This window comes from Mycolicibacterium sp. HS_4_1 (assembly GCF_054515875.1).
The window spans coordinates 3,285,478-3,311,489 of record NZ_CM137261.1; the positions used below are offsets into that span (position 1 = coordinate 3,285,478).

A 26,012-nucleotide genomic window follows, 5' to 3' on the forward strand; every position below is an offset into this window, starting at 1 on the left:
GTGGTCGCCGACGGTGGCGATCACTCCGTAGTGGACCGCCGATCGTCGTCGAATTCGGGAATCACCCGGCGCTGCTCGAGCGCATCCGCCAAATCGGCATTCCATTGCTCGACAACGCCATTCACCCACGTTTCGTCGGCTTCCTCCACAGCATCTCCGACAGACTGCACCTGCTCGGCCAGGTCCGCGTCGTCTCCGAGGGGAATGGATTCGGTCATGAGAACTCCAGTTGTCTTGCTGTTCAGGCTGTTATTCATGCTGCGCAGATCGGGCGGATCGCCACAGGGTCATTGGTCATCTCCTGACGCACCGCTTGGCGACAATGCCATGCGCGTCAGGCTTCGATTTCGAATGGGGCGGTCCAGCGGACATGGGTGCCGCCGGAGGCCGGCGTGAAGATCTCGCAGGTCCCGCCGAGTTGTTGCGCACGAAGACTCATGTTCTCCAGGCCGCTGCGGCGTTGGTTGTCGGCGGGGATGCCGCGGCCGTTATCGATGACGCTGACCACAAGCTCGTCGGCGGCAGTGACCTCGACGGTGAGAGCGCTCGCCCCGGAGTGGCGCACCGCATTGCTGATCGCTTCGGCGACAACGGCATACGCATGGTCGGCAAGGTCGGTACTCACGACTGACAAGGGGCCTCGAAGACGCACGGTCGTGGTGAGGTCACAGTGTTGGGTCAGCTCGGCCACTGTGGCCTGAATGCGTTCCCGGAAGCTGGTAGCGCCGCCCGACGTCGACTGCAGATGGAAGATCGTCGTGCGAATTTCGGTGACGGTCGACTGCAGTTCGTCGATGGTGCGGGTGAGCCGGGCGATGATCTCTGGCGAACGGACCCGGGCGATTGTGCCCTGCAGATCCATTCCGGCGGCAAACAAGCGCTGGATGACGTGGTCATGCAGGTCGTGAGCGATGCGTTCACGGTCAGCGAGGATCGTGAACTCGCGGGCTCGTTCACTGGCTTCGGCCAGGGTAAGTGCCACTACTGCGTGATTGGCGAAGGCCACCACCCAGTTCAGGTCATCTGCCGTGAACCGAGGTCGGTCGCAATTCCGCGCCAACGCAAGAACTCCGGTCACCCTATCCGCGGAACGTAGCGGCACCGCCATCGTCGGGCGCTCGCCGAGGTCAGAGAAGGATGGAATGAGATGGCGGAAGGTCTCGGTGATCACCGGGGTTCCCGACCGGAACACCTCACCACTGGTGGACCCGTCGATTGGCACCCGATAACCGATCGGCAGCACGGCGCGGTGCCCGCCGGCAGCCGCGACCACAGCAAGCGCATCGACACATTCGCCGGGCCGGTCGATGTCGTTCGGGATCAGCACGATGACCTGCTCCGCGTCGGCCAGTTCGCGGACACGCTCGGCAATCATCTGAAGTGGTGGCTCTGGCGAGGTCGCCGACAGCAGGGTTGAGGTGATTTCCCGCCCGGCGATGATCCAGCGCGCCGAAGCCCGCTGTCTTTCGAACAAGCGGGCGTTGTCGATAGCCACGCCGGCCGCCGCACCCAGCGCACGGATGGCGTTCTCATCGGATTCGGTGAACACGTGCCCAGCCCGATCGTCGGTGACGTACAGGCTGCCGTACACGTCACTTCGGATCACAATCGGCATGCCAAGAAACGCCCGCATCGGCGGATGGTGCTCGGGGAATCCGACGGCTGCCGGATGTTGGGTCAGATCGTCGACACGCAGCGGCTCGGCGCGATCGAGCAGCACTCCCAGCACGCCTTTCCCAACCGGGAGATGCCCGATACGGGCCTGCAACTCGGCGTCGATCCCTTTGAACAGGAACGCATCGAGCATGCCATCAGAGCCCCGCACGCCCAGCGCGCCATAGCGCGATCCGGTCAACTCGATCGCAGCATCGATGATCCTGTGCAGCGTCGTGTCCAGATCGAGATCCGCGCCGATGCCGACGATGACGCGCAGCAGCGACTCCATCTGGTCGCGTCCAGCCAGCAGCTCATCGAGCTGCTCATGCATTCGGCCGAAGATCCCCCGCTGGCTCAGTCGGGAAAACACCGAGCCGGCGCCATCGTCGGTGCTGCTCATAGGCCCCGGTCCTCCGCACACGCAGTTGCGTACGTATCCTCACCGTACGCGGCTCTCGCGCGGTTGTCGCCTCCTCTGGTCCAAATATTTACTACCGAGTCAACCCACTCGTGCCGACAGCCAGGAGCCGAAGCCTCCATCTTTGGTGACTTTCGCCCTTACCGCGCGTGATGGCGCGGCCCGATGATGAAAGATCACCACCAGCGCAGGAGCAGCCATGATCGATCAGCGTTGGGATACAGACCACTCGATCCTGACTGTTCGGCCCGAATCTGTATTGAGCACAGGTGATTTCGCCGCCCTCGCAAGAATCGTCGACCCAAAGATCGAGCACGGGGAGGATCTGGCCGGGCTGATCATCGACGCGCCCCGGTTTCCGTGATGGGATAGCTACGGCGCCATGGTGAGCCACTTCCGGTTCGTCCACGACCATCAGAAGCACGTCAAGAAGATCGCCATCGTTACCGATCTGCCCATCGCCGGTGTTGCGCAGCACTTGGTCTCGCATTTCGCCGCAGCACAGATCCGACATTTCCCGGCAGGTCACGTCGAGCAGGCACGTGTGGGTCCCACCATTTGCCAGTGACAAAGTGCGTTCACGGCTGCGGCCGCTCGCGCATGACGTCACCGAGTTGATCTCGATGGTCGAGTACGAGGGTGAGCGCGAGGCCCAGAGGCGCGTGGCGACGGGGGTGACATTGGCCCGCGCCGCCGGATGGGACGCCGAGCCGCTGTTGAAACAGACCTGGGGCGGGCACGGCCTGCGCATCGCGCAGGCCGCCGAGGAGGTACATGCAGATGTCGTGCTCGTCGGGTCACGCGGACTCGGTGGCACCCAGGCCGTGCTGGGCAGCGTGTCGGACATCGTGGTGCATTATTCGGCGCGACCCGTGGTGGTAGTCCCTCATCCGATGTTGGCGGCCGAGTACGCCGCGCTGCCAAACGGGCCCGTCGCTGTGGGCTGGGATGGCTCGCCAGGTGCGGAAATGGCGTTCGCGGCGGCCACCCACCTCTTCCCGGAGCGCACTGTGCGGCTGATTGCCGTCGACGAAGGCACCGACGTCTCGCCCCTACCGGTCGATCTGCGGGAGAAGGCACGACAAGACGTGATCGGCCTGAGTGTCGAGCACGGTTGCGGCTTCCACGCGCGCGCCACCTGTGACGCCCTTGTCCCCACAGCGACCGATCACAACGCGGCGGTGGTGGTCGTCGGATCACGTGGGCGTTCTGCGGCGCGTGAAATCCTGCTTGGCAGTGTGGCGATGGGAGCCCTGCACCAGTCTCACCGACCGGTCATGGTGGTGCTGGGCGAGTGGAAGGTTCCGCCGCAACAGTGAGTCGGCAGGCGCGGACCGCGTCGAGCCACAATTCAGCTACGAAACCTGCAGCAAGTCCTTGACGTTCTTGACCCCTGGGACTGCCCAAGCGGCATGACGCGCCGCCGCCGCGTCCGACTCAGACCTCACCGTGCCGCTCAGAGTGACAGTGCCGTCGCCGGTTTCGACGATGATGCTGTTGACTTCCTCGTTCACCGTCCGGGCCAATTCCATACGGATGCGCTCCCTGATATCGGCGATCTTCGGTGCGTCGTTCAGGTCAATGCCATTACGCACACCTTTCACACCGCGAATGTTCTTGACGGCGTTCACCGCGGTCGTGCGCTGGAAATGCCAGTCCACCTTGCCGTTCAACGTGACAATGCCGTCGCGAACAGTCGCATCAATGGTCTCGGGTAACTCGCTGTGCGACCGCAACACGGTGGCAGCCGCCGCTGCGATGTCCGTGTCGTTTTGCACATGGGTGCCAAGCACCTCGACCCGGAGGTCATCAGCGAGAGCGCGAACCCCAAGAACACGCCAAACCGCCTGGGCTGCTTCGTGTTTCTGCCAGCACGTGGGCACAGTGCCCGTCAACGTCACCACTCCGTCATCCGCGGTGACGGCGATGCAGGAGGACTCGATTGCCGGGTCAGCCTTCAACTCTTCGAGAATATCCTCGATGAGCGCTGTGTCGTCTTTCAAGTACATCGTGGCCCTTCCGCCTGATCATCATGTGTTGTCTATCTGCCTACCCCTGGTCACTCACCGGCTGCGACATGCATAAGACCTAACTCAAGATGACTTCAGTCCCGGCTGCGCAAGGACACCCGAACCGCAGTCATCTCGTTGCCTACCATCGGCTAACGGCGTCGGCTCCGGCGCGCGAGCGCGGCCTCCAACTCTGTCAGCACATATTCGGTAAGAGGCACTACTGACTCGATATCGGGCATCACCCGCCGCCCAGATATATACCCGAACATCACCCGGTCGGCGTACGAGCACGTGGTCACGTTCAAGGCCTGACCGGTGATCGCCGCCGACACGGGATAGATCTCCTCGAGATGAGCGCCATTCCAGTACATCTCGCTCTGCGGCCCGGGGACATGCGAGATCGACAGGTTGTAACCGCTACGGCGCCGCGGTGAGAACGGCATCAATGGAGACAACACCGTGGGCCCGATACTCGGAGCGAGCAGAAGCGTCGTGACGTTGGCGCCTCGCCGCGCCACCTCGGCCTTCGCCCAGGCCATTGCGCGATGGATGTGCGCCAGGCGATCGGCTTGATCCATGAGATGGGTTCCCAGCGAGCATAATTCGAGGCCGAACAGGTTTGCCCGGCGCTCGTCGGCCGAGCGTTCCTGGCCCTCGCGGGCCCGCACCGTGATAGGGCAGATCGCCACCAACGACTTGTCTGGGAGCTCGCCCAGAGCCGCGAGCCACTCTCGCAAAACACCGGCCACCACTGCGGTCAGCACGTCGTTGGCGGTCACCCCAGCGGCTTCTCGGATGGCCCCGATCCGAGATTTGGGCAGACTCACGCCGGCAAACGCGCGCTCCCGGCCAAGGCGGCCATTGAATCGTGTGTACGGGGCCCCGAATGGCAGTACGGTAAGCCCTGCGCCGATACTCGCCACCGCCGTTGATAGTTCGCCCATCGCAAGCTCGCGCACGAAGCCCAGGCCTGAGACGACACCGTGCAGCGCCTCGTGTGCAAGTGCCAGGGGATTCGGCAGCATGCTGTGGCTGCCACTCTCATCATCCGACGATCGTTGCACCGCATAGAACGGGGGCGCGTCCCGGCGTTCAGGATCGGTGCTCAGCGCTTGACCGATCATCTTCAATCCGGCGACGCCGTCGATCAGGGTGTGGTGCACCTTGATATACAGGGCGAAGCGATCATCCTCCAGGCCGTCGATCAGATAGGCGATCCACATCGGTCGTGACCGGGCGAGCGGTTCGCTGTGCAGTTCGCTGACCAACTTCCACAACGCATCGCGGTCTGCGCCCGCAGGTAAGGTTCGGCGCTCCAGATGATCTCGCATGTCGACGCTGTCATCGGTGCGCCACATCCAGAAGCCCGCGGTGTCGAGGCCGATGTGTGGATACCGGCGAAAACGCGGATCCATGTCAGCGGTGACAGCAAGGCCCTGCTCAAACAGTTCATCGACGTATCCCGGCCCAGCCGCTGCCGGTGGCGCCAGAATCAGCAGTGCAGCCACGTGCAGCGGGTCGGAGAGCAACTCCGCAGTGAGCATCGCCGCGTCCAGCGGCTCCACCGGATTCATCAGGCCAGTCCTCAATTCCTCCAACAGCTCTGTGTCTTAGCCTTGCCACCAAAGACAATAGCGTTGCCCCACCGTAATTTTCGCCGAAGTGGCAATTGTCAGCCACGGGCGGGACCTATTCCCCTAGCATGTGCCGCCCGCCGCGAATTACCTTTGGCGACATGGCAGCACCCGCACACGACGACGGGCCACGGGCGGTTCCCACCGGCCTGCCCTCGCGTGGCTCCACGGCGCTGGACCACTTGATCCGGCCGTTCCGGCGGACGGGCCGCTACTACGCTCGATCGTGGCAGGACTATCTGGAGCGTCCGCGCGACGTGCTTCCGGTGGCGCGCCCCACGCTCGCACTGGCCGCACAAGCGTTCCGCGACGAAATTGTTCTCAGCGGCATTCGGATCCTTCAGCCACTCGGCAACCAAGAACTGTTCGAGCGAATCAACGGCGAAGTCCGCGCGGGAATTGAATTCTACAGCCGCCATGGATGTTTGGATGATCCTGAAGAGTTCTTCGAGGCTCCCCCGCCACTGACCGACGTCACGGTTCAGCCGGTACAGTCCTATGGCCGGTCCTTCGAACGCATCGTTTTCGACAGCGGATACGAACCGAAAGTCGGTGAGCCCGGCCGGCAGCGATGGCTCGGCTATGCCGCCAACAACCGCGGCTACGCGTTGCTACTGCGCCACCACGAGCCACGCCCGTGGCTGGTGTGTGTGCACGGTGCCATGATGGGCCGCGGCAGGCTCGACCTCGCGCTGTTCCGGGCGTGGCATCTGCATGAGGATCTCGGCCTGAATCTTGTGCTGCCCGTGCTTCCGATGCACGGCCCGCGGGGGCGGGGTCTGCCCGCCGGCGCGGTGTTCCCCGGCCAGGACGTGCTGGACAATGTCCATGCCACGGCCCAGGCGGTGTGGGACGTCCGCCGGCTGTTGTCCTGGATACGCGCGCAAGAGACCGAATCGCCGATTGGCATGAACAGCATTTCCCTCGGCGGCTACATCACTTCGCTCGTCGCCAGCCTCGAGGACGGCCTCACCTGCGCAATTCTCGGTGTCCCGGTCGCTGATATGACCGAACTGCTCGGGCGCCATGCCGGGATGAAGCACGACGACCCGCGTCGTGAGACGGTGAACCTGGCGGCACCGCTGGGGCGGATGGTCTCGCCACTGTCTTTGACCCCGCGCGTCCCCTTCCCCGGCCGCTTCATCTACGCGGGAGTCGCCGACCAACTCGTGCATCCGCGCGAGCAGGTTGTTCGTCTCTGGGAACACTGGGGCCGGCCCGAAATCGTCTGGTATCAAGGCGGTCACACGGGATTCTTCGAATCGCGCCCAGTGCAGCAGTTTGTCGATGCCGCGCTCCTACAATCGGGACTCATCAACTCGTAGAGTGCCGGTTCAGCGCTCCCGCGCCACGATTACGGGCACGCGGGCCGCATGAACCACAGCAGTGCTCACCGATCCGAGCAGCATCCTGGCGAACCCTCCGCGGCCATGGCTACCCACGACGATCAGTTGAGCCGACTCGGCCTCAGCGAGCAGATGGCGAGCGGGTTGATCCAAGACCACCACGCGACGCACCCGGACATCGGGATAGCGTTCCTGCCACCCAGCCAGCCGCTCGGCCAGCTCTTCTTCGGTTCGCGGACGGACAATCGACCACTGCGTCGCGGGGAACTCCGACGAATCGGCATCGCTCCAGGCATGCAGGGCCACCAATTCGGCTCCGCGCCAAGAGGCTTCGTCAAAGGCGATAGCGGTGGCCAACTCCGAGGCCGGCGAGCCGTCAATGCCCACCACAACCGGCGCCTGCGGTCCGGCCGTAGCCTCGTCGTGGATGACGGCGACCGGGCAATGAGCGTGATGCACCAGCGCAGTGCTGATTGAACCCAACAAGACGCGCTGTAGTCGCCCCTGACCTCGGCAGCCCAGCACGACCATCTGGGAGTCACTACTCAGCTCAACCAGGGTAGGCACGCTCGGCGAGTAGAGCACTTCGCCGTGTACGTGAATGTCGGCGGTGTCGCCGACAGTCTCCTTGGCGACACGTATGGCGTCGGCGATGATTCGCCGGCCCTCCGATTCCAGCTGTTGGAAGAAATCCTCCGGGAGCGGTGTCGACGTGATGCCCCAACCTCCCCACCCACCCACGGGAGTCGGCAACACATGCACCACCGACAACGCGACGTTTCGCAGGCCCGCCTCACGGGCCGCCCAGCGCACCGCTGCGTCTGACCCATCCGACCCGTCGACTCCGACCAGAATTCCTCGATCTGCTGACCCACTCGACATCTTGACCCTCGATTCGAACTCCGTCCGGAAATTCGCGCCTAGCCTGCGAAAGCGCGGCGCAGACACGACGTTAGGAGCCAGAGTGCAACCTCGTCACGGGGCCATTCGTCACCGCGACAGAGGTCGTCAGGCCCTGAAGCCTCGCATTCCCATATCCGTTGGCGTGCGGCTGCCTCAATAGACCATCGGCCACGGCACCTGAGGACCTTTGGCGCTACGAGGCCAGCCCGCACCGCCCATAGCGTTGGACTGCGAATTACACTCAAACGAAAGGTCCTGGCATGCCCGAAACCCCGAAGTCGACATCCTCGTCGAGCGAGGTCTCCTCATCGTCGTCGTCACCCGACTTGCTTGACGAGTTCCGCGAATCCGCCCGCCTGGGGCAGCACGCCGCAGCCGAAGCGTGGCGCCGGTTCAACAATGTGCTGGACGAGGCGATTCCAGAAGCCGTCCATCCGCTGCGGGCCAAGATCGTCGACGCGGCAATCAGCCTGGCGGACACTCTGGCCGCTGCGCAATATCAGTTCCACCGCAATCTCATCCGCAGCACCGAGGGCGCACTGACGCGCACGGACGGTGGCAAGAAGAAGGACGCCGACTGACCGGTCGGAGAGGACACTCTGCAATGATTCCCAACCGTTACCTCGAAGCACTCAAGCGTCTACTCAGCGCCGAGGCCTATACCCGTTCGCATCAGCGGACCAAGGAGCCGGAATCGAAAACTCCGGCGACGAAGACGAAGCCGACCTGACGACGGAATCCAAGCCCGGTCGGCCCGCCGCATCGAGCCACCACCCGGCAGCCCCCGGGGACAGGTCCGGCTGGTGGCGGGCCGGCCGACGCGGGATCACCGGCCTCAGCGCGTTGCCGGGGATTCCTGGCTCATTTTGAGGTAGTTCGCGATGCCGAACCTGCCGAATTCCCGCTGACGGCGCGGCGAGAGCAGACCGGCTGCCGTCGGCGCATCGATGATCGCCGGCTCGGCGGCGACGAAGGATTGTCCGTGCACCCGGATGGCGGCACGTCCCATGGCCTGAACATTGCGAAGCCAGTCGACATCCGTACCGTAGGGCAGCGGGATGAGAAAACCGCCGCTCACCTTCTCGATGACGACCGGCGTCGCATATTTCTTCCCGGAGCGTCGTCCGGTGTGCTCGATCACCCCGGCGTACCAGTATTTCCGGCCTGCGGCTACGAGCATGAGCGGATTCAGTACGTGCTTGTTGAACACCCGAACCGTGTCACGGACGGTCATCGTTGCTCCCTTCAATCAGTTGACTTCCTGCGTCGCGCCGTTGCGGTATCAGCGGTCTCCCCGAGCAACAGCGCGCGCACCAGGCTTCGTGGTCCGAAGGGCCTCAGCATGTAACTTGCCGGGCGCGGCCGCACCCGCTGTGGCCACCAGAACCACCGTCCCAGCAGGGCCGCTATCGACGGCGTCATGAGCGAGCGGACGATCAGGGTGTCGAACAGCAGTCCGAGTCCGATCGTGCTACCGGCCTGGCCGATCGAGCGTAAATCGCTTGCCGCCATGGACATCATCGTGAACGCGAAGACCAATCCCGCGGCCGTCACCACACCACCGGTCTCCCCCATCGACCGGATGATGCCGGTATTGATCCCGGCGCCGAGCTCCTCCTGGAACCGCGACGTCAGCAGCAGGTTGTAGTCAGACCCCACGGCCAGCAGGATGATCAACCCGAAGACGGGTGCAATCCAATTCAGGTCCAGGCCCAGCAGGTGCTGCCACACCAACACCGACAGACCGAACGCCGCCCCCAACGACAGCAAGACGGTGCCGACAATGACCAGTGAGGCCACCAGGGCCCTCGTGATGATGACCATCACGGCGAAAATCAGTGTCAGCGCGGCAATTCCGACGATCATCAAGTCGTACCTCGAGCCGGTCTGGATGTCGTTGTACACCGCTGCGGTGCCGGTGAGATAGAACCTGGCGTTGGCCAGGGCGGTACCTTTCACCGCTTCGTGTGCGGCATTGAGCTCGGGCTTGACGGCCGAAATACCTTCAGGAGTCGCGGGGTCTACGTCGTGGGTGATGATGAACCGCGCGGCTTTGCCGTCCGGTGACATGAACAGTTTCAGGCCACGCTGGAAGTCGGGGTTGTCGAAAGCTTCGGGCGGCAGATAGAAGTAGTCGTCGGCCTTCGACGAATCGAAGGCCTGCCCCATCGCGCTCGCGGTATCGGTCATCCGTGACATTTGTGTGATCAGTCCCGCGAAGCTGCTGTGCAGAGTCAACAGGGTGCCCTGCATGGACTTCGTCACCGCGATGATCGGCGGGAACTCAGCGAGCAAACGCGGCAGCACAGCGTCGATGTTGTTCAGATCGCCGAGCACGGCATTCATGTTGTCGCTGAATGTGTCCACGTCATCAATCGCCTCGAACACCGACCGAGTCGCCCAGCAGACGGGAATGTCGTAACAGTGTGGCTCCCAATACAGATAATTCCGAAGGGGCCGGACGAAATCGTCGAAATCGGCCAAATGGTCGCGCATTTCGTCGAGCGTCACCTTCATCTCCGCCATGTCCCCGACCATCCGATGCGTTGACTTGCTCATCTGCCCCAGCAAGCCCTGAACCCGTTGCATCGAGCCGATCATCAAGCCGAGATCGTCGCTCATCTTGAGCATGTCGGCCATCCGGTCCTTCATGAAGCGCAGATTCTCCTGGATTGGCAGCGCCTGCATGCTGACCTGGAACGGAATGGACGTGTGTTCGATCGGGTTTCCCAACGGCCTTGTGATGCCTTGTATTCGCGCAATGCCCGAAGTGCGGAAGACGTCCTTCGCGATCCGATCCAGGATGATCATGTCGCTCGAATTCCGCATGTCGTGATCGGTCTCGACCATGAGGATGTCGGGATTGAGCCGGGCTGCGCTGAAATGGCTTTCCGCCGCGGCATAACCGACGTTGGACGGCAGACTCGATGGGATGTAGTACCGATCGTTGTAGCTGATTGCCATGGTAGGCACTACGAGCAGGCCCATCACGGCGATCAGCAGCGACGCCACGAACATCGGTCCCGGCCACCGGACGGTAGCTGTGCCGACCCGTCGCCATCCCCGTGTCTTGATCATCCGTTTGGGATCCAGTAGGCCGAACCGGGTGGCCACAGCCACGATGGCCGGTGCTGCGGTGAGCGCGCCGGCGATGACGATCAACAAGCCGAGCGCGGAAGGAATCCCCAGAGCCTTGAAGTAGGACAGCCGCGCGAAATGCAGACAGAAGGAAGCCCCCGCGATGGTCAACCCGGACCCCAGGATCACGTGGTAGGTTCCGCGAAACATGCTGTAGTAAGCCGCTTCCCGATCCTCGCCGGCCTGACGTGCCTCTTGATAGCGGCCGATGAGGAAGATCGCATAATCCGTGCCCGCCGCGATGGCCAGCGACGACAGCATGGCAACGACAAAGGTCGAGAATGCCAGCAGCCCGTAGTTGCCGAGCATCGCGACAACGCCTCTGGCCGTGCCCATCTCGAAACCGACCATGACAAGAACCAGGAGCACCGTGCTCACCGATCGATAGACGATGAACAGCATGATCATGATGACCAGTCCGGTCACACCCATCATCTTGAACATGCTCTTGTCGGCAGCCTCGTTCATGTCCGTGGTCAGCGCCGCCGGCCCCGTGACATATACCTTGATCCCGTCGGGAGCCCGTGAACCCGCGACGATCTTGCGGACGGCATCGACGGACTGGTTTCCCAACGTGCTGCCTTGGTCGCCGGCGACGTTGAGTTGAACGTAAGCGGCCTTACCGTCGCCGCTTTGGGAGCCGGCGGCGGTGATGCGGTCGCCCCACAGGTTCTGGATATGCTGCACGTGCTTGCCGTCGGCGGCGAGCTTTTGGAGCAGAGCGTCGTAGTAGACGTGCGCCTCGTCGCCGAGTCCCTTGTCGGACTCCAGGACGATCATGACGATGCTGTCTGAATCAGACTCCTGAAACTTGGCGCCGATTCGCTTCGCCGCGATCATCGCCGGTGCATCCTGCGGCGACATGGTTACCGCGTGGGTTCGGGCGACCGACTCTATGGGCGGCACAAGAATATTCACCGCGACGGTCAGGAGCAGCCACACCAGAATGATGGGCACGGCCAGGGTACGGATCAGCCGCATGAACAATGGCTGGGCATCGTCGTCCGCGTTCATGCGGCTTTTACCAAGCAGAAGGTCTGCGCATGGTGCCCGCTGGATGATTGTTCGTCCCGTAGCTCGCCGTTGACGAAGATGCGGCACCCGATGGCGTCGCTGTCACCCTGGGCCACAATGTTCGCGATCACAGTCGGAATTGTGGTCGTGAGTGTCGAAGTCCAGGGCAGGCTCGTGAAGTCCGCTTCCTCGGGTGCGGCGTTCATATTCAGGAAGCTGATATGACCTGTGGTGTCACCCGGGCCGAATACCTCGTAGGTCACCCGCTTGGGATTGAACGAGACGATGGCATCAGCACTACTCGCGGTCGACGAAAAGAGCTTGTCAGAACCGAAAACACCTCGTAGCCGGACGACGGCGACGCCACCCAGGCCTACCGCCACCACGACAACGATCGGAATCCACGTCCGTTTGAGAAATGCCAGCATTGTCCACCCCCATCACCCGCGTCGGTGCCGGTCAGTCGGCGAGGAACTCATGCCGGCCGCTAGGGGCGCGGGCTCGGTGTGGTGGGTGCGCTGGGCCGCTGTCCAGGTTCCATCATTCCGGGCATCATGCCGCCCGGCCCCGTCGACCCGGGTCCGACCATGCCTGGCCCCATCATGCCCGGTCCCATCATGCCGCCCGGCCCCATCATCCCGCCAGACCCCATCATCGGCCCGGGCCCCATAGTGCAACTCGGTCCTTGCTGCGGTTGATAATGCCGGTAGCCGCCGTGCCAGTACCCACCACCGCTGTAGGTTCCGGCGCAGAAGCCGCTGAAGAAGATCAGGGCAACGATGAAAACGATGCCCGCGACAATGCCTACCCAGGCGGCAACCTGGGTCAGCCGACTGGGTGGCCCTGACTGGGATGTAGTGACCACGACTGTGTCAGTGGCTGATTCAGCGGTTTCGCTCATGGTCTTCGTCTTCCTTAGTGTGTACTGCCGCGCGGCGGCTCGTAGTTGTCAGTGTCGGCGCCGACGCGCCGGTCGATAAGGGCCTTTGGACCCAGATGACCGGAAAGGCCCGGCAGGCGGCTAGGTAGCCGTGGATTCCACGTCAGGCTCGGGGCCGAACGAGAATCGGCGCCCGGTGAGTTTGAGCGGGCGGATTCGTACGTAGTGTTGCTTCACGGTCGCGGTCCACGGGATGAGCTGAGCGTGATCCGCCTCGTCGATCTCTTCATCGGTACGTAGCGTCTGGGCCATCCCCTTGATGATCACGCTCCAGCCTTCGGCAGCATCGTGGTCGTCGGCTTCGAACAGCACGTTCTTGTTGATGGCAGCGCTGACGAGCTTGGTGCCCTCCGCGGTGCGGAACAGCACGCTGCGGCCTTGCACGACGAAGTTGACCGGGAATATCTCTACCAGGCCGTCGACGACCGTAACGAGCCGTCCCAGCGCGACACTGCGCAGAAGATTCCAGCATTCACTCTCCGACAAGATGGAGATCGGTTGCGTTAGTTGGGACATGCCCGTGACGTTACGGAGCGCTGCGTGCAAGGACTGTGGCCGAAAGTCATCCAATCGGCGTGCCAATGGCCTTTGGGCCGGCCCGAGTCATTGGCGATGGACGGGTGCCTTTGGTCTCTATCGTCGGTCGGCGACCCAGCCGACACTTGAGGCCAAAGCGCCAGCGCGACACGAAGTGAGGTTGGCATGACGAACCCGCGTGCCGGTCGGTCCGTCGTCGTCGGCATCGACGGTTCCGATGCGGCTATCAGCGCGGCGTTGTGGGCCATCGACGAAGCGGTGGTCCGAGGTGTTCCGTTACGGCTGGCGGCTGCGCTCTCTCCGGCACACCCCGAACGATCGCAAGGAACTGCAGAACCAGCGGCGGCACCCGTCGATGCGGCGTTGCGGGCCGCAGCGGACGCCGTTGCGGCCACCGGCAAGCCGGTTCAGCTCGAAATTGTCCAAAGACACACCGCCCCAACCAGTCTGCTCGTCGACGAGTCACGATCTGCCGCTCTCCTGTGCGTGGGTTCGGTGGGCATAGACCGGATCGCTGCCAAAGTCTTGGGGTCGACGGCCGAAGCTGTCACGAACCGCGCTCAATGTCCGGTCGCCATCATCCGCTCGCATAGCGGCACATCTGTCCACTCCGACCGGTCACCCTCGTGTCCGGGATGGATTGCCCTGGCCTTCAACACTGCCGGCGACGAAGACGAACTTGCGGCGGTCGCATTCGGAGAGGCCGCGCTACGCAACACCGGGGTGATCGCGGTCCTCGTACCGTGGTCGGCGCACACAACCGAACGCGATTCACATTTCGACCGAGCCGTCGCAACCTGGTCGGGCCGCTACCCGGATGTCCCGGTACAGAGCTGGATGGCCGCCCGGTCTCTCGACGAATTCATCGCCAGCAGTGAGGTTCCCATCCAGCTGGTGGTGATCGGACCGCCCGACATCCACGAGATCCCACGGCTCGTCGGGCCCGTGCGCGGCCTGTCGCATTTTGCGCAAGCCGAATGCTCGGTCATCGTCGTGCGACATTAGGCAGGAGTCGTGCGACATTAGGCAGGAGTCGTGCGACATTAGGCAGGAGTCGTGCGCCACTAGGCAGGAGTCGTGCGCCACTAGGCAGGCAACGGCGACGGCTCGCGAACCAGTTCGAAGAGGTGATCCACCGTGCCGCGGTGGCACGCCGCCGCTCCCGGCGTTGTCAGCATGGCCGCGCCCGCCGCAACCCCATACCGAACCGCCTTGCTCAATGGCCAGCGGCGACTCAATCCAACAGCGATTGCGGCCACCATGGCGTCGCCGGCTCCGATACCGCTTACCGCTTGTACCGGAACGCTCCAAAACCGTTGCTGTTGGTCATTTGTCACCAACAACGCACCGTCAGAGCCCAGCGACACGACGACAGCTCGCGCAACCCCGCGCTCGATGAGTTCGCGAGCCGCTTCGGCTTGGTCTGCCTCTGTCACGAGGGCACGGCCGACGCACTCCCGAAGCTCGCGCAGGCTTGGTTTGAGCAGCGAGACCCCGGCGGCGATGTGAGTCAAGCCCTGCCCGGAGGTATCCAGGATTAAAGGCACACCGAGTTCACCGCAGATGTCAGCGACACGTTGGTACAGATCAGGCGGCACGCCGGCTGGAAGGCTTCCGCTGGCGACGACAGACGAGGCACCGTGCGCCGCGTCCCTCAACTGGTCCAGGCATTCAGCCTGCTCGGCCGCCGTGAGCGTAGGCCCGGCCAAGACGAATCGATACTGCTTGCCGGTTGCGTCCTCGTTGACCGTGAAGCTTTCGCGCGTCGAGTCGGTAATCGGAATCCGGCGAAACGGCACACCGGACTCGACCATCAGTTGGGACACCAGCCCGCCGGTCGGACCGCCTGCGGGAAACACCGCAGACACGGAAGCGCCGAGTTCATACGCTACCCGCGCGACGTTGATGCCGCCGCCGCCGGCGTCGTAACGAACACCGGCACAACGGATCTTTTCGGTGGGACGCACCACGTCGGCTGCCGTGGTGATATCCAGGGCCGGATTCATCGTGAGCGTGACGATCGTCGGCCGGAGGGGCACTGTGGACATGTCAAATCCCCCGCAGGTCGACTCGGTTGCGGCAGTCCGGAGTCATCAGTGCAGCGAAGTGACGGGCTTGCAGGTGCTGGCTGCGATATCGTGGCTGGTCGCGACCAGCAACTGATCGGCCAGGTCGCGAAGTGCACGAGCGACAGCGAGCTCGTCGCCGATGTCGCTGATGTCTCGGTCAGCCGGATTGCAGCGCGCCGCACCGAAACCCACCGATTCTTTGTCACTCCAGTACAAACGTGCCTTGGCGCGAGTGTGACCATCGCGTTCGTCGATGGAGACGTACACGGTCCATCGCTTAAGCGTTCTGGGTCGACCGACATCCATGTGAACGCTCCTCTCGCATTCAGGTGCCCGTGGTCCCGGATCGTCGTTGACCCGGGACCACGGCACAGGTCACTTGGCAGACTCGATCGACACGTGCTTCTCAGCCGACTTGACCTCGCTGACCGGCACCGTGACAGTGAGAATGCCCTTGTCGTATGCGGCTTTGATGCTGTCTTCGTCGGCGCCGGGCGGCAGCGTCACCGACCGCACGAACGAGCCGTAACTGAACTCGGAGCGGCCGTTCGATTCTTTCTTCTCGCTGCGTTCGGCCTTGATGGTCAAGACGCCGTCGCGCACGGTGATATCGACGTCCTTTTCGGCATCGATGCCCGGCAGTTCAGCGCGAATCTGGTAATTGCCCTCTGTCATCTCGTCCTCGACCCGGATGATGTGGTTGTCGAAGACCGGGTGCATGCTCGGCCAGGCCGGCAGGCCGGCGAACAGTTCGGTGAAGTCCGGCCAGAACGACCGCGGCCGGTGTTGGACGGGAAGTTTCGACATGGCGCCTCCTTGGGTGGCGGTTGATGGTTTCCGTCGAGATCCGACCACCGCCGCGGAGCTTGACGGTAGGGACCGAAGGCCCAGCTGTGTGTGCCGTTCGTCGACGCTAGGTCGTCAACTAAGGGACGCAAGGCCCTAGTTGGGTGGGCCGATCCGAGTGCAGGGTCATCGCATGACGAGGACACATGTGACGCAAGCTGTGGCCGTCTCGGCTCTGCTGTACGCCGCGCGGCGGTACTACCGCAATTGGGGCACAACCAAGCAGGAGTGCCGCCAGAAGCTTCCGGGTGATGAATTGGTTCGTGCACCCGTGCTTCAGTCGACCGAGGGCGTGTGGATCGACGCACCGGCGGAAGCAGTCTGGCCCTGGCTCACACAACTGGGACAAGACCGCGCCGGCTTCTACACCTTCGAGACCATCGAAAGCCTGCTGGGGCTCGAATTCCAAGCTGATACCAACGTCCATCCGGAATGGCAGCGGCTCTCGCCGGGTGACCCGGTACGCCTCGCGCCGCCCGGCTGGCTCGGACGGAAGTACGGGCTCCTGCTCACGGTCTCGCGCGTCGTCGAAAACCAGACGATCGTGCTCAGCGGCGCGCCTCCGGAATTCCCTTGGCACGCAGTCTGGTCATTCCACCTTGAGCCGCATTACGACGACCAATGCCGGCTACTGGTGCGCACCCGGGCGGGACTGCGTCATCCGGGCCAGCTGTTCATCACCGAATTGGCCGGTCCAGCAGTCACTCTCACCGTGCGCGGGATGCTGTTGGGAATCAAGGACCGGGTGGAGACGGCGCAACGCGCCGCCGAGACGCCCCGCATGAGTACCGCGCAACAGGCTTGATAAGGCTTGCGCACCAGTCCCTTTCGTCGGATTCGAATGAGGGTCTGCTGCGCGCCGAGTTCATGCTCACCGAGGCGCTTGCCGGTCGGCATCCACGCGACCTCATCGCCCGCGGCGAGCAGCGGAATCTGGTCGATGCCATGGTCAGGTCCCTCGGCCGCATCGCCTCCGCATTCGCGCCGGGACCAGTGATCTACCGGGCAACCGACTTCCGCACCAACGAATTTCGCGGGTTGGTCGGCGGCGACCGCTACGAACCGATCGAACACAATCCGATGATCGGCTATCGGGGGTGCTACCGCTACATCAAAGAGGGAGTCCGCACTGGCAAGCGGAACACCGATGGCCAGCCGCCCCTGACAACCGTGGCCGAAACTGACGAGCGGCGCGCGGCCGAAGTCGCGTCCGCTGCCTTGCCCGACGTACTGGCACGACTCGGTACCTCGACCGATGGCTTGTCGTCAGGCCAGGCTCGATGAGATTGGCAGCGGAGGGGGGTCTTGTCGTACTTTCTCGGCGACAGCACCCAGGCCGTGATCATCGGCCGAACCCATCCGGGTGGCAGGGCAGCCGCATCGCACGCGGGGTGATGAGCACCGCATCCACCGCCGGGCTGCCCGCTTCAGTCATCCCGGGCGGCTGTGATTTCCCACCGCGACGCATTGATGACCTTGGTCACTATCGCTGCCCGGGCGGGCGCCAAAAGAATGAATGCGTAGTGCGATCGAAAGGAATCCGATGTCACGCACCGATGAGTTCGAACTCACCAGCGACCTACTCGATGCCATCGCCTGGAAGTTCCTGGGTTCCGAGTTCACCGGACGGCGCTACGTCGGGTGGCCGATCGAACGGCGTCTGGACCGATACCTCATCCACCAAGGGCTGCCCGACTTGGTTGACGACGGGTCCACTTTCAACGTGCTGTTGGACCGCGTCATGACCAACATCGGTCCGGCTTTCCGCAGCGGCGTTCTCGCGGTGCCGGCGGGTTAGGACTTCCCGTGGCCGTCATCCACAAGACCGCTCGCGACTGTCGTGTCCCACCCAATCTGCGGGACTACGAGCAGACTCGCCTCGATTTCTCCTGGGCCGATGTACCGAACCTGTGCGAAGGAATGGGGCCGGGAGGCTGCAATATCGCCTATGCGGCGCTCGACCGGCACGCCCAGGGACCGGCGGCAACACGGACCGCCCTCCGGTTCGTTTCGGCCGCAGACTGGGATCATTCGTTGGTCAGTCGCAATCTGAGCTACCGCGAGCTGGGCCAGCTCGCGCGACGATTCACCAACGTTCTGCGCGCACTGGGCGTCGGCAAAGGCGGCCGGGTTTTCACCTTGATGAGCCGATGCCCGGAGCTCTACATCTCCGTCTTGGGCGCCTTGCGCAACGGCTGCGTGGTGAGCCCGCTGTTCTCCGCGTTCGGTCCAGAACCCCTCTCCACCCGGATCAACCTCGGCGCGGCCGACGTGCTCGTCACCACGGCGCCCATCTATCACCGCAGAATCGCCGCCATTCGTGACCAGCTCCCGTCGGTGCGGCACATCATCGTCGTGGACATCAACCACGACACCGAAATCCCAGGGACCCTGGACTTCTGGAGCCGGATGGCTGACGTCGACGACGATGCACCGGTCTGCCCCACCACCGCAGACGATCCAGCGCTGCTGCACTTCACCAGCGGCACCACCGGAACCCCCAAGGGGGCGATCCATGTTCACGGTGCGGTCGCCATGCACTTCGTCACCGGGCTCTACGCGCTCGATCTGCACCCCGATGACGTGTTCTGGTGCACCGCCGATCCGGGCTGGGTCACCGGCATGTCCTATGGCGTGATCGCACCGCTGCTGCACGGGGTCACGTCGATCGTCGACCAGGCTGAGTTCGATGCCGAGCGTTGGTACCGCGTCCTGCACGACGACGACGTGACGGTCTGGTACACCGCTCCCACTGCAATACGCATGCTGATCAAGGCCGGACCCGAACTCGCCGCCCAATACCGATTTCCGCGCCTGCGGTTCATCGCCAGCGTCGGCGAGCCGCTGAATCCCGAAGCCGTGTGGTGGGCAAAACGCGTGCTGGGTCTACCAATCCACGACAATTGGTGGCAGACCGAGACCGGCGGCATCATGATCGCGAACACCCCGGCATTCGACATCAAGCCCGGATCGATGGGCCGCCCTCTGCCGGGAGTGGACGCGTATCTAGTACACCGCAACGACGACGACACTATTTCGGTCATCGATGCTCCGGACACCGAAGGCGAGCTGGCCCTGCGCCCCGGCTGGCCGTCGATGTTCCGCGGCTACCTGCATGAGGAAGCGCGATACCGATCGTGTTTCGCCGGTGGCTTCTACCTCACCGGTGATCTGGCGAAGCGCGACTCCGACGGGTACTACTGGTTCGTCGGGCGCGCCGACGACGTGATCAAGTCCGCGGGCCATCTCATCGGCCCGTTCGAAGTCGAAAGCGTGCTGACCGACCACGAAGCCGTCGCCGAGGCTGCGGTGATCGGTAAACCAGATCCAACCGTCGGAGAAGTGGTGAAGGCGTTCGTGACGCTGAAAGACGGCGTCGCAGGCGGCGAGGCGCTGCAACGGGAGCTGCTCGGTTACGCCCGCAAGCGTCTCGGCGCCGCTGTGGCGCCCAAGGAAATTGAATTCGTCGACGCACTGCCCCATACCCGCAGCGGCAAGATCATGCGGCGTCTGCTCAAGGCGCGCGAATTGGGGCTCCCAGAGGGCGACACGTCGGCCGTCGAAGATCCGCACAATCAGCCGCACCACGAGGTGCGACAGTGACGCCGCCTCCCCTCAGTCACGAGCTCGCACTGGGGCTCCTTTCGGACATGGTCCGCGTACGCCGCATGGAGGAACGTTGCGCGGAACTGTACGGGGAGTCCAAGATTCGCGGCTTCCTGCACCTGTATGTCGGACAGGAGGCCGTCGCGGCCGGGTCGCTTCGTGCGCTGGGGCCTGACGACGCGGTAGTGGCCACCTATCGCGAACATGCCCACGCGCTACTGCGAGGCATCCCGATGACGGCGATCATGGCCGAGATGTTCGGCAAGCGCGAAGGCTGCTCGCGCGGGCGCGGTGGGTCGATGCACCTCTTCGACGCCGCCACGCGCTTCTACGGCGGCAACGCCATCGTCGCGGCCGGCCTGCCGCTCGCAGTGGGTCTGGCGCTGGCAGATGCCATGCAACATCAAAAACACGTCACCGCTTGCTATTTCGGCGACGGTGCGGTAGCAGAGGGCGCCTTCCACGAATCGTTGAACATGGCCGCATTGTGGCGATTGCCGGTCTTGTTCTGTTGCGAGAACAACCTTTACGCGATGGGCACGGCGTTGTCCCGGGCACAGTCGCAGACCGATCTCACCGCCAAGGCGGCCTCGTATCGGGTGCCGACACTGGCTGTCGACGGAATGGACGTCATCGCATGCCATGCCGCCGCCCGCGACGCCACAGCCCACATCCGCACCGAAGGCGGCCCATTCTTCCTCGAGTTTCGCACGTACCGGTTCCGCGCTCATTCGATGTTCGACCCAGAGCTGTATCGCGACAAGGCCGAGGTCGAACTTTGGCGCACCCGTGACCCGATAGCCCAGTTCACCGCTGAATCGCTGCAGGACGGCACACTCACCCAGGACGACGTCACCGCGGTCGAGGCAACCGCCGAGCGGGAGATCGACGACGCCGTAGCGTTCGCCGAGGCCGGCACCTGGGAGGGTGTCGAGGACCTCGAACGCGACGTGCTGACTCCGGAATCGGCACGATGAAGACCGCATACCGCACCGCGGTGCACGATGCCCTTCGGGACGCCCTGCACAATGACCCCCGTGTCGTGTTGATGGGCGAAGACGTCGGCCGCTACGGCGGCACCTACGCGGCATCCAAGGGGCTGCTCGAGGAATTCGGTCCCGAACGCGTGCGTGATACCCCGTTGTCAGAATTGGGCTTCGTCGGGGTCGGTATCGGCGCGGCGCTGGGCGGTCTGCGTCCGATCGTCGAAGTCATGACGGTGAACTTCAGCTTGCTCTCCCTGGACCAGATCGTCAATACCGCTGCGGCACTGCGGCATATGTCCGGCGGGCAGTTCTCGGTCCCGTTGGTTGTCCGAATGGCCACCGGCGCCGGACGTCAACTCGCGGCGCAGCATTCCCACAGCCTGGAGTGCTGGTACGCCCACATTCCGGGCATCACGGTGCTCGCACCGGCGACCGTGTCCGATGCCTACGGCATGTTGAGCACGGCGCTGGCCGACCCGGATCCGGTGGTGATCTTCGAACACGTCCAGCTTTACAACAGTTCGGCCGAGGTCGATGGTTTGGGCCCCACCGATATCTCCCACGCCGCGATACGCCGCCCCGGATCTGACGTCACCGTGATCGCCTACGGTGGATCGCTGCCCAAGGCCCTCGATGCGGCCGACACGCTGGCATTGGACGGTTTCAGTTGTGAGGTGATCGATCTGCGGGTCTTACGGCCGCTTGATACGGACACGATCGTCGATTCCGTGCGCAAGACTCATCGTGCGGTGATCGTCGACGAGGCTTGGCGCAGCGGCAGTTTGGCGGCCGAGATCAGTGCGCGCATCATGGAGAACGCCTTCTTCGACCTCGACGCACCAGTTGCGCGGGTCTGCAGTGCCGAAGTGCCCATTCCCTACGCAAAACATCTCGAGTACGCGACGCTACCGCAGCCCGAATCTGTTGTCGCAGCGGTGAAAAACCTCTTCGGTGAACAACGATGATCGAGTTCAGCATGCCATCGCTGGGCTCCGACATGGACGAAGGCACGCTCGACGAATGGCTGATCAAACCCGGCGACAAGGTGACCCGCGGCCAGGTGGTGGCAATCGTGGAAACCTCCAAGGCCGCTGTGGAAATCGAGTGCTGGCATGAGGGCACGGTCGGAGAACTGTTGGTCCCCGTCGGCCGCACCGTCCATGTCGGTACGCCGTTGGCGACACTGCTGGCGCCCGGCGAGTCGGCCGGCACGGCACCGCGACCACCGTCACCAATACCAACCGGTGAAACGACGGCCGCCGGGCCGCCTCCGACGGCCGCCGGGCCGCCTCCGGCGGCCGTCGCACCCCAGCGGCGCCGGTGGGTGACTCCCGCGGCCCGTCGCCTCGCGGCGACGACAGGTGTCGACGTCGACACACTGACGGGTACAGGACCGCAGGGTTCGGTGACCATCGGCGACGTGGAGCGGGCGGCAGTGGTCGCGCAGCCCAAATCGAAGCCGGCCGGCGACCGTGCTGCCCAGATGCGGTTATCCATTGCCGCCGCGATGAGCCGGTCGAAGCGGGAAATTCCGCACTACTACCTCGCCCACGAGATCGTCATGGACGCGGCCCTCGCCTGGTTGACCGAACGCAACGCCGACAGGCCCATAACCGAACGCCTGCTGCCCGCGGTGCTGCAGTTGAAGGCGGTTGCCCTTGCCGCTGCGCGTTACCAGGATTTCAACGGCTTCTGGCGGGGCGATACGTTCGAACCTGCCCCCGGCGTCCACATCGGGGTGGCGATCTCGCTACGCAGTGGCGGCTTGGTCGCACCTGCTCTTCATGACGTCGGCGACAAGAAGCTCGACGACCTGATGAGCAACCTCTCGGATCTGGTCGCCCGCGCCCGCGCCGGTTCGCTGCGCAGTTCGGAAATGTCTGATCCGACCATCACGGTCACCAACCTCGGCGAACGAGGTGTCGACACCGTCTTCGGCGTGATCTATCCACCGCAGGTGGCACTGATCGGGTTCGGTACGCCGGCACAGCGAGTTCGCGCGGTCGACGGTGGGATACGCATCGCCAACACGGTGCACGCCTCACTCGCGGCCGACCACCGAGCGAGCGACGGACACCGCGGCGCGCTCTTCCTCAGCACGATCAACGACCTGCTGCAACGCCCTGACCTTCTGGACAAGTGAGACAGCCATGAGCGACAACGACATTCGCGAGGAAGTTCTATCGATCCTGACAACCATCGCTCCCGAGGTCGACTCGCGCGATATCCGGGACGAGCAGCCGCTTCGGGACCAGGTGGATCTCGACTCGATGGATTGGCTGAACTTTCTGGTCGGCATCCACAAACGGCTCCGCGTGGATATCCCCGAAAAAGACTATTCGTCCCTGCGCACCCTGGAGGACGTGGTGCGCTACATCAATCAGCATGCAGCGCAACATTAATTGACGTAGACGACAGCGGAAACCGGCCACCCCCATAGGGTCCGGTAACTCGGGGCCCGATCAAACGCCTGGGTTCCGCGCTCCTGGTATCAACGCCGTCGCGCTGCCGCCAGTCGCCTTCATCGAATGCGAAATCTTGGCGGCAGAAAGTTCGCTGGTGCGGCCATCCGGCTGGGGTCTGGCAACGAATACAGGTTGTCGGATGCGGTGAACCATGCCGCCTCGACGAACGTAATCGAAGCGTTGGCCCAGGCACGGCAGGGTCCTGCACGCACCACCGGTGGGTCCTGGTGATCCGCCAGAAAGAACGCCATGGCAAGCAAACTCACCCCACATTTCGCGGACGTCCAGGCACACTACGACCTCTCCGACGACTTCTTCCGGCTATTCCTCGACCCCAGCCAGACCTACAGCTGCGCGTACTTCCAGCGCGAGGACATGACCCTCGAACAGGCCCAAATGGTCAAAATCGACCTGGCCCTCGGAAAACTCGGCCTGACGCCCGGCATGACCCTGCTCGACATCGGCTGCGGATGGGGCGCGGCGATGCACCGCGCGGTCCAAAACCACGACGTCAACGTCATCGGGCTGACACTGTCCAAGAACCAAGCCGCGCACGTCGAACACCTGCTCAACGACATGGACACCACACGCTCACGCCGCGTACTGCTACAGGGCTGGGAACAGTTCGACGAACCAGTCGACCGGATCGTGTCCATCGGAGCATTCGAACACTTCGGCCACGACCGCTACCCCGCATTCTTCCGCATGGCCTACGACGCCCTACCCCCCGACGGAATCATGCTGCTACACACCATCTGCGGCCTCGACCCGCGCTACGCGACGCCACCACTACCCTCAGGACTAGCCGGTTTCATCGAGTTCATCACCACCGAGATTTTCTCGGGCGGCCGACTACCGTCATCGGCGATGGTGCGTCAGCACGCCGCTGCGGCGGGATTCCGGGTGGGCAGGGTGCAGTCGCTGCAACCGCACTATGCGACAACCCTCGACCGGTGGGCCGAAGCGCTCGAAGCACACCGCGACGAAGCCATCGCCATCCAATCGCTCGAGGTCTACGACCGCTACATGAAATACCTGACCGGCTGCGCCGACATGTTCCGGCTCAGACAGGTCGACGTCAACCAATTCACCCTGCACAAGTAACAGACCGCCGCCGGTACTTCAGGCCTGTGCGGCGAGGGCGCGGACGTCGACCAGCCGGACAATGTCCTCGGCGGTGACAATGCCGACGACCTGTCCCGCATCGACGACGAGTGCGCGGCTACCGCACGCGGGATCCAGCCGCCCGAGTAGGTCGGTGATCGATTCGTGAATATTGGTGTCAGGTACCCGGTCACGTGGTATCGCCGCTTCGCTGACCAACGTGCTGACCCGCAATTCCGGTGCAATGCTTCGTAATTGCCTCAGCGTGATCAGGCCGGTGATGTTCCCGTTCCGGTCCTCGACCGGATACGCCGAATGCCGGTCGCCGAGCAGGTAGCGCTGGATGAATTCGTCCACCGATATCCAACCGGGGGCCGTGTGTGGGTGTGCGGTCATGACGTCAGCGACAGATAGTCCGGCGACTGCCCGACGGGTCCACCGTGTCATCTGTTCTGCCCGCGCCGCACTCAGCAGGAACCAGCCGATGAACACCATCCAGATCCCGCCGACGGTGATGCCCCTCAGGAATTCGAACAGTCCGACGCCGATGAGCAGGTAGGCCAGGATGCGTCCCGCCCGGAGCGCCTGCGTCGCGGCGCGTTCCGCATCGCCGTATCGCTTCCACAGGTAGGCACGAAGTATCCGCCCGCCGTCCAGCGGTGCGCCGGGCAGCAGATTGAACAGTCCGACCACGACGTTGACAGCGGCAAGCCACCAGGTCACTGCGGTGACAATGTGTGCGCCTGCGACGCCGCGCAGGGCGGTTGCGAGCGCGGCGAACAGCCCAGCCAGAATCAGACTTGTCACCGGGCCCGAAACGGCGATCCGGAATTCGGCTTTCGCGTCCTTCGCTTCGCTCTCGAGCTGCGCGATACCGCCGAACAACCACATTCTGATGCCGCGCACCTCGACGCCATACCGACGCGCTACGAACGCATGGGTCAATTCGTGCGCAAACACTGACAACACGAGCACCACAGCCCCGGACAGTCCGGCCAGCCAGTAGGTCCCGGCGGAGTGGCCGGGCGCCGTCGCGGGCAACGAATCAGCCAGGCTCCACCCGAACAACCAGAGGATGACGAGCACGCTCCAGTGCACACTCAGCGGAATCCCCGCCACTCGCCCCAGAGGGATTCCAGGTTCCATCTCGTCAACTCCAATTATTCTGCCCGACAACGGCTTCGTGGCGCGCGTCCGGCTGTCAGCGCACATTTGAGCCCACCATGTGGGGCTCCTCGGGCGGTAGGGACCGAAGTAACGAATCTGGCAGGGCTTATGTCCGGAGTCCCCGAACAGGACTCTGGTCGGCACGTTCAGGGACCAAATGCCATAGCAGGG

General features: G+C 63.7%; 29 protein-coding genes and 1 pseudogene. 16 read left to right on the plus strand and 14 right to left on the minus strand.

What is annotated here, in order from left to right; all coding sequences use genetic code 11:
* Positions 1 to 20 precede the first annotated feature (20 nt).
* Complete coding sequence (locus ACX12F_RS15715; protein WP_459365478.1) at positions 21 to 218, minus strand: Rv3202a family protein; 198 nt, start codon at positions 216 to 218, stop codon at positions 21 to 23.
* A 116-nt stretch (positions 219 to 334) separates the two neighbouring features.
* Positions 335 to 1,987: a sensor histidine kinase gene (locus ACX12F_RS15720; RefSeq protein WP_459370372.1), complete on the minus strand. Its 1,653-nt coding sequence runs from the start codon at positions 1,985 to 1,987 to the stop codon at positions 335 to 337.
* 286 nt (positions 1,988 to 2,273) lie between these two features.
* Between ACX12F_RS15720 and ACX12F_RS15725 the strand changes: the two genes are divergently transcribed.
* Genes ACX12F_RS15725 through ACX12F_RS15735 form a run of 3 tightly spaced genes read left to right on the plus strand, consistent with a single transcriptional unit; the run spans position 2,274 to position 3,393 of the window.
* Positions 2,274 to 2,438 (plus strand): hypothetical protein, encoded by a 165-nt coding sequence (locus ACX12F_RS15725; protein WP_459365479.1) that lies wholly within the window; start codon positions 2,274 to 2,276, stop codon positions 2,436 to 2,438.
* Positions 2,439 to 2,456: 18 nt separating this feature from the next.
* Complete coding sequence (locus ACX12F_RS15730) at positions 2,457 to 2,642, plus strand: SpoIIAA family protein (RefSeq protein ID WP_459365480.1); 186 nt, start codon at positions 2,457 to 2,459, stop codon at positions 2,640 to 2,642.
* A 4-nt stretch (positions 2,643 to 2,646) separates the two neighbouring features.
* On the plus strand, positions 2,647 to 3,393 hold the full coding sequence (locus ACX12F_RS15735) for a universal stress protein (protein WP_459365481.1): 747 nt from the start codon (positions 2,647 to 2,649) through the stop codon (positions 3,391 to 3,393).
* 36 nt (positions 3,394 to 3,429) lie between these two features.
* On the opposite strand, the gene ACX12F_RS15740 is transcribed toward ACX12F_RS15735, so the two are convergent.
* Positions 3,430 to 4,083: a BON domain-containing protein gene (locus tag ACX12F_RS15740; RefSeq protein WP_459365482.1), complete on the minus strand. Its 654-nt coding sequence runs from the start codon at positions 4,081 to 4,083 to the stop codon at positions 3,430 to 3,432.
* 152 nt (positions 4,084 to 4,235) lie between these two features.
* A complete protein-coding gene (locus ACX12F_RS15745) occupies positions 4,236 to 5,660 on the minus strand; it encodes a wax ester/triacylglycerol synthase family O-acyltransferase (protein ID WP_459365483.1) in 1,425 nt (474 codons plus the stop codon).
* A 245-nt stretch (positions 5,661 to 5,905) separates the two neighbouring features.
* Here ACX12F_RS15745 and ACX12F_RS15750 point away from each other — a divergent pair, with 245 nt between their 5' ends.
* On the plus strand, positions 5,906 to 7,045 hold the full coding sequence (locus ACX12F_RS15750; RefSeq protein ID WP_459370373.1) for an alpha/beta hydrolase family protein: 1,140 nt from the start codon (positions 5,906 to 5,908) through the stop codon (positions 7,043 to 7,045).
* Positions 7,046 to 7,054: 9 nt separating this feature from the next.
* Here the strand turns inward: ACX12F_RS15750 and ACX12F_RS15755 are convergent, their stop codons facing one another.
* Positions 7,055 to 7,948, minus strand: coding sequence for a universal stress protein (locus ACX12F_RS15755; protein WP_459365484.1), 894 nt, complete (start codon positions 7,946 to 7,948; stop codon positions 7,055 to 7,057).
* A gap of 281 nt (positions 7,949 to 8,229) precedes the next feature.
* Between ACX12F_RS15755 and ACX12F_RS15760 the strand changes: the two genes are divergently transcribed.
* On the plus strand, positions 8,230 to 8,550 hold the full coding sequence (locus ACX12F_RS15760; RefSeq protein ID WP_459365485.1) for a hypothetical protein: 321 nt from the start codon (positions 8,230 to 8,232) through the stop codon (positions 8,548 to 8,550).
* Positions 8,551 to 8,573: 23 nt separating this feature from the next.
* Positions 8,574 to 8,699, plus strand: coding sequence for a hypothetical protein (locus ACX12F_RS15765; RefSeq protein ID WP_459365486.1), 126 nt, complete (start codon positions 8,574 to 8,576; stop codon positions 8,697 to 8,699).
* A gap of 105 nt (positions 8,700 to 8,804) precedes the next feature.
* Here ACX12F_RS15765 and ACX12F_RS15770 read toward each other — a convergent pair whose 3' ends face one another.
* The 5 genes from ACX12F_RS15770 to ACX12F_RS15790 all read right to left on the minus strand — a co-directional run bounded on the left by ACX12F_RS15770 (position 8,805) and on the right by ACX12F_RS15790 (position 13,577).
* The gene (locus tag ACX12F_RS15770; protein ID WP_459365487.1) at positions 8,805 to 9,203 is read right to left on the minus strand and encodes a nitroreductase/quinone reductase family protein; all 399 of its coding nucleotides are present in this window, start codon (positions 9,201 to 9,203) and stop codon (positions 8,805 to 8,807) included.
* An 11-nt stretch (positions 9,204 to 9,214) separates the two neighbouring features.
* Positions 9,215 to 12,121: an MMPL/RND family transporter gene (locus ACX12F_RS15775; RefSeq protein ID WP_459365488.1), complete on the minus strand. Its 2,907-nt coding sequence runs from the start codon at positions 12,119 to 12,121 to the stop codon at positions 9,215 to 9,217.
* Entirely contained in the window at positions 12,118 to 12,549 is a 432-nt protein-coding gene (locus ACX12F_RS15780; protein ID WP_459365489.1) for an MmpS family transport accessory protein, read from the minus strand. Before ACX12F_RS15780 ends, ACX12F_RS15775 begins: the two co-directional genes overlap by 4 nt.
* Positions 12,550 to 12,608: 59 nt before the next feature.
* A complete protein-coding gene (locus ACX12F_RS15785; RefSeq protein ID WP_459365490.1) occupies positions 12,609 to 13,022 on the minus strand; it encodes a hypothetical protein in 414 nt (137 codons plus the stop codon).
* A 120-nt stretch (positions 13,023 to 13,142) separates the two neighbouring features.
* Positions 13,143 to 13,577 carry a pyridoxamine 5'-phosphate oxidase family protein gene (locus tag ACX12F_RS15790; protein ID WP_459365491.1) on the minus strand — a complete coding sequence of 145 codons (435 nt, stop codon included), beginning with the start codon at positions 13,575 to 13,577 and terminating at the stop codon, positions 13,143 to 13,145.
* A 186-nt stretch (positions 13,578 to 13,763) separates the two neighbouring features.
* Here ACX12F_RS15790 and ACX12F_RS15795 point away from each other — a divergent pair, with 186 nt between their 5' ends.
* The gene (locus ACX12F_RS15795) at positions 13,764 to 14,603 is read left to right on the plus strand and encodes a universal stress protein (RefSeq protein WP_459365492.1); all 840 of its coding nucleotides are present in this window, start codon (positions 13,764 to 13,766) and stop codon (positions 14,601 to 14,603) included.
* Between the two features lie 80 nt (positions 14,604 to 14,683).
* Here the strand turns inward: ACX12F_RS15795 and ACX12F_RS15800 are convergent, their stop codons facing one another.
* From ACX12F_RS15800 to ACX12F_RS15810, 3 genes are all read right to left on the minus strand, one after another.
* Positions 14,684 to 15,646, minus strand: a complete 963-nt coding sequence (locus tag ACX12F_RS15800; RefSeq protein ID WP_459365493.1) for a 1-phosphofructokinase family hexose kinase — start codon at positions 15,644 to 15,646, stop codon at positions 14,684 to 14,686.
* A 45-nt stretch (positions 15,647 to 15,691) separates the two neighbouring features.
* Positions 15,692 to 15,973: a DUF1876 domain-containing protein gene (locus ACX12F_RS15805; RefSeq protein ID WP_459365494.1), complete on the minus strand. Its 282-nt coding sequence runs from the start codon at positions 15,971 to 15,973 to the stop codon at positions 15,692 to 15,694.
* A gap of 69 nt (positions 15,974 to 16,042) precedes the next feature.
* Positions 16,043 to 16,474 carry an Hsp20/alpha crystallin family protein gene (locus ACX12F_RS15810; RefSeq protein ID WP_459365495.1) on the minus strand — a complete coding sequence of 144 codons (432 nt, stop codon included), beginning with the start codon at positions 16,472 to 16,474 and terminating at the stop codon, positions 16,043 to 16,045.
* A 172-nt stretch (positions 16,475 to 16,646) separates the two neighbouring features.
* On the opposite strand from ACX12F_RS15810, the gene ACX12F_RS15815 reads away from it, so the two are divergent.
* The 9 genes and pseudogenes from ACX12F_RS15815 to ACX12F_RS15855 all read left to right on the plus strand — a co-directional run bounded on the left by ACX12F_RS15815 (position 16,647) and on the right by ACX12F_RS15855 (position 24,674).
* Positions 16,647 to 17,318 (plus strand): SRPBCC family protein, encoded by a 672-nt coding sequence (locus ACX12F_RS15815; protein ID WP_459365496.1) that lies wholly within the window; start codon positions 16,647 to 16,649, stop codon positions 17,316 to 17,318.
* Positions 17,319 to 17,359: 41 nt separating this feature from the next.
* Positions 17,360 to 17,632 (plus strand): annotated as a pseudogene (locus ACX12F_RS15820) (putative PEP-binding protein); the annotation flags it as partial.
* Positions 17,633 to 18,056: 424 nt separating this feature from the next.
* A complete protein-coding gene (locus ACX12F_RS15825) occupies positions 18,057 to 18,311 on the plus strand; it encodes a hypothetical protein (protein WP_459365497.1) in 255 nt (84 codons plus the stop codon).
* Positions 18,312 to 18,319: 8 nt separating this feature from the next.
* Positions 18,320 to 20,116 (plus strand): acetate--CoA ligase, encoded by a 1,797-nt coding sequence (gene acsA, locus ACX12F_RS15830; protein ID WP_459365498.1) that lies wholly within the window; start codon positions 18,320 to 18,322, stop codon positions 20,114 to 20,116.
* Between the two features lie 47 nt (positions 20,117 to 20,163).
* Positions 20,164 to 21,096 carry a pyruvate dehydrogenase (acetyl-transferring) E1 component subunit alpha gene (pdhA, locus tag ACX12F_RS15835; protein WP_459370374.1) on the plus strand — a complete coding sequence of 311 codons (933 nt, stop codon included), beginning with the start codon at positions 20,164 to 20,166 and terminating at the stop codon, positions 21,094 to 21,096.
* Complete coding sequence (locus ACX12F_RS15840) at positions 21,093 to 22,070, plus strand: alpha-ketoacid dehydrogenase subunit beta (RefSeq protein WP_459365499.1); 978 nt, start codon at positions 21,093 to 21,095, stop codon at positions 22,068 to 22,070. The genes pdhA and ACX12F_RS15840 overlap by 4 nt, the downstream gene beginning before the upstream one ends.
* Positions 22,067 to 23,248: a dihydrolipoamide acetyltransferase family protein gene (locus tag ACX12F_RS15845; protein ID WP_459365500.1), complete on the plus strand. Its 1,182-nt coding sequence runs from the start codon at positions 22,067 to 22,069 to the stop codon at positions 23,246 to 23,248. Before ACX12F_RS15840 ends, ACX12F_RS15845 begins: the two co-directional genes overlap by 4 nt.
* A 7-nt stretch (positions 23,249 to 23,255) precedes the next feature.
* Positions 23,256 to 23,507 (plus strand): acyl carrier protein, encoded by a 252-nt coding sequence (locus tag ACX12F_RS15850; RefSeq protein ID WP_459365501.1) that lies wholly within the window; start codon positions 23,256 to 23,258, stop codon positions 23,505 to 23,507.
* A 312-nt stretch (positions 23,508 to 23,819) separates the two neighbouring features.
* Positions 23,820 to 24,674 (plus strand): cyclopropane mycolic acid synthase family methyltransferase, encoded by an 855-nt coding sequence (locus ACX12F_RS15855; RefSeq protein ID WP_459365502.1) that lies wholly within the window; start codon positions 23,820 to 23,822, stop codon positions 24,672 to 24,674.
* A gap of 18 nt (positions 24,675 to 24,692) precedes the next feature.
* Here ACX12F_RS15855 and ACX12F_RS15860 read toward each other — a convergent pair whose 3' ends face one another.
* Positions 24,693 to 25,820: a site-2 protease family protein gene (locus ACX12F_RS15860; RefSeq protein WP_459365503.1), complete on the minus strand. Its 1,128-nt coding sequence runs from the start codon at positions 25,818 to 25,820 to the stop codon at positions 24,693 to 24,695.
* Positions 25,821 to 26,012 lie beyond the last annotated feature (192 nt).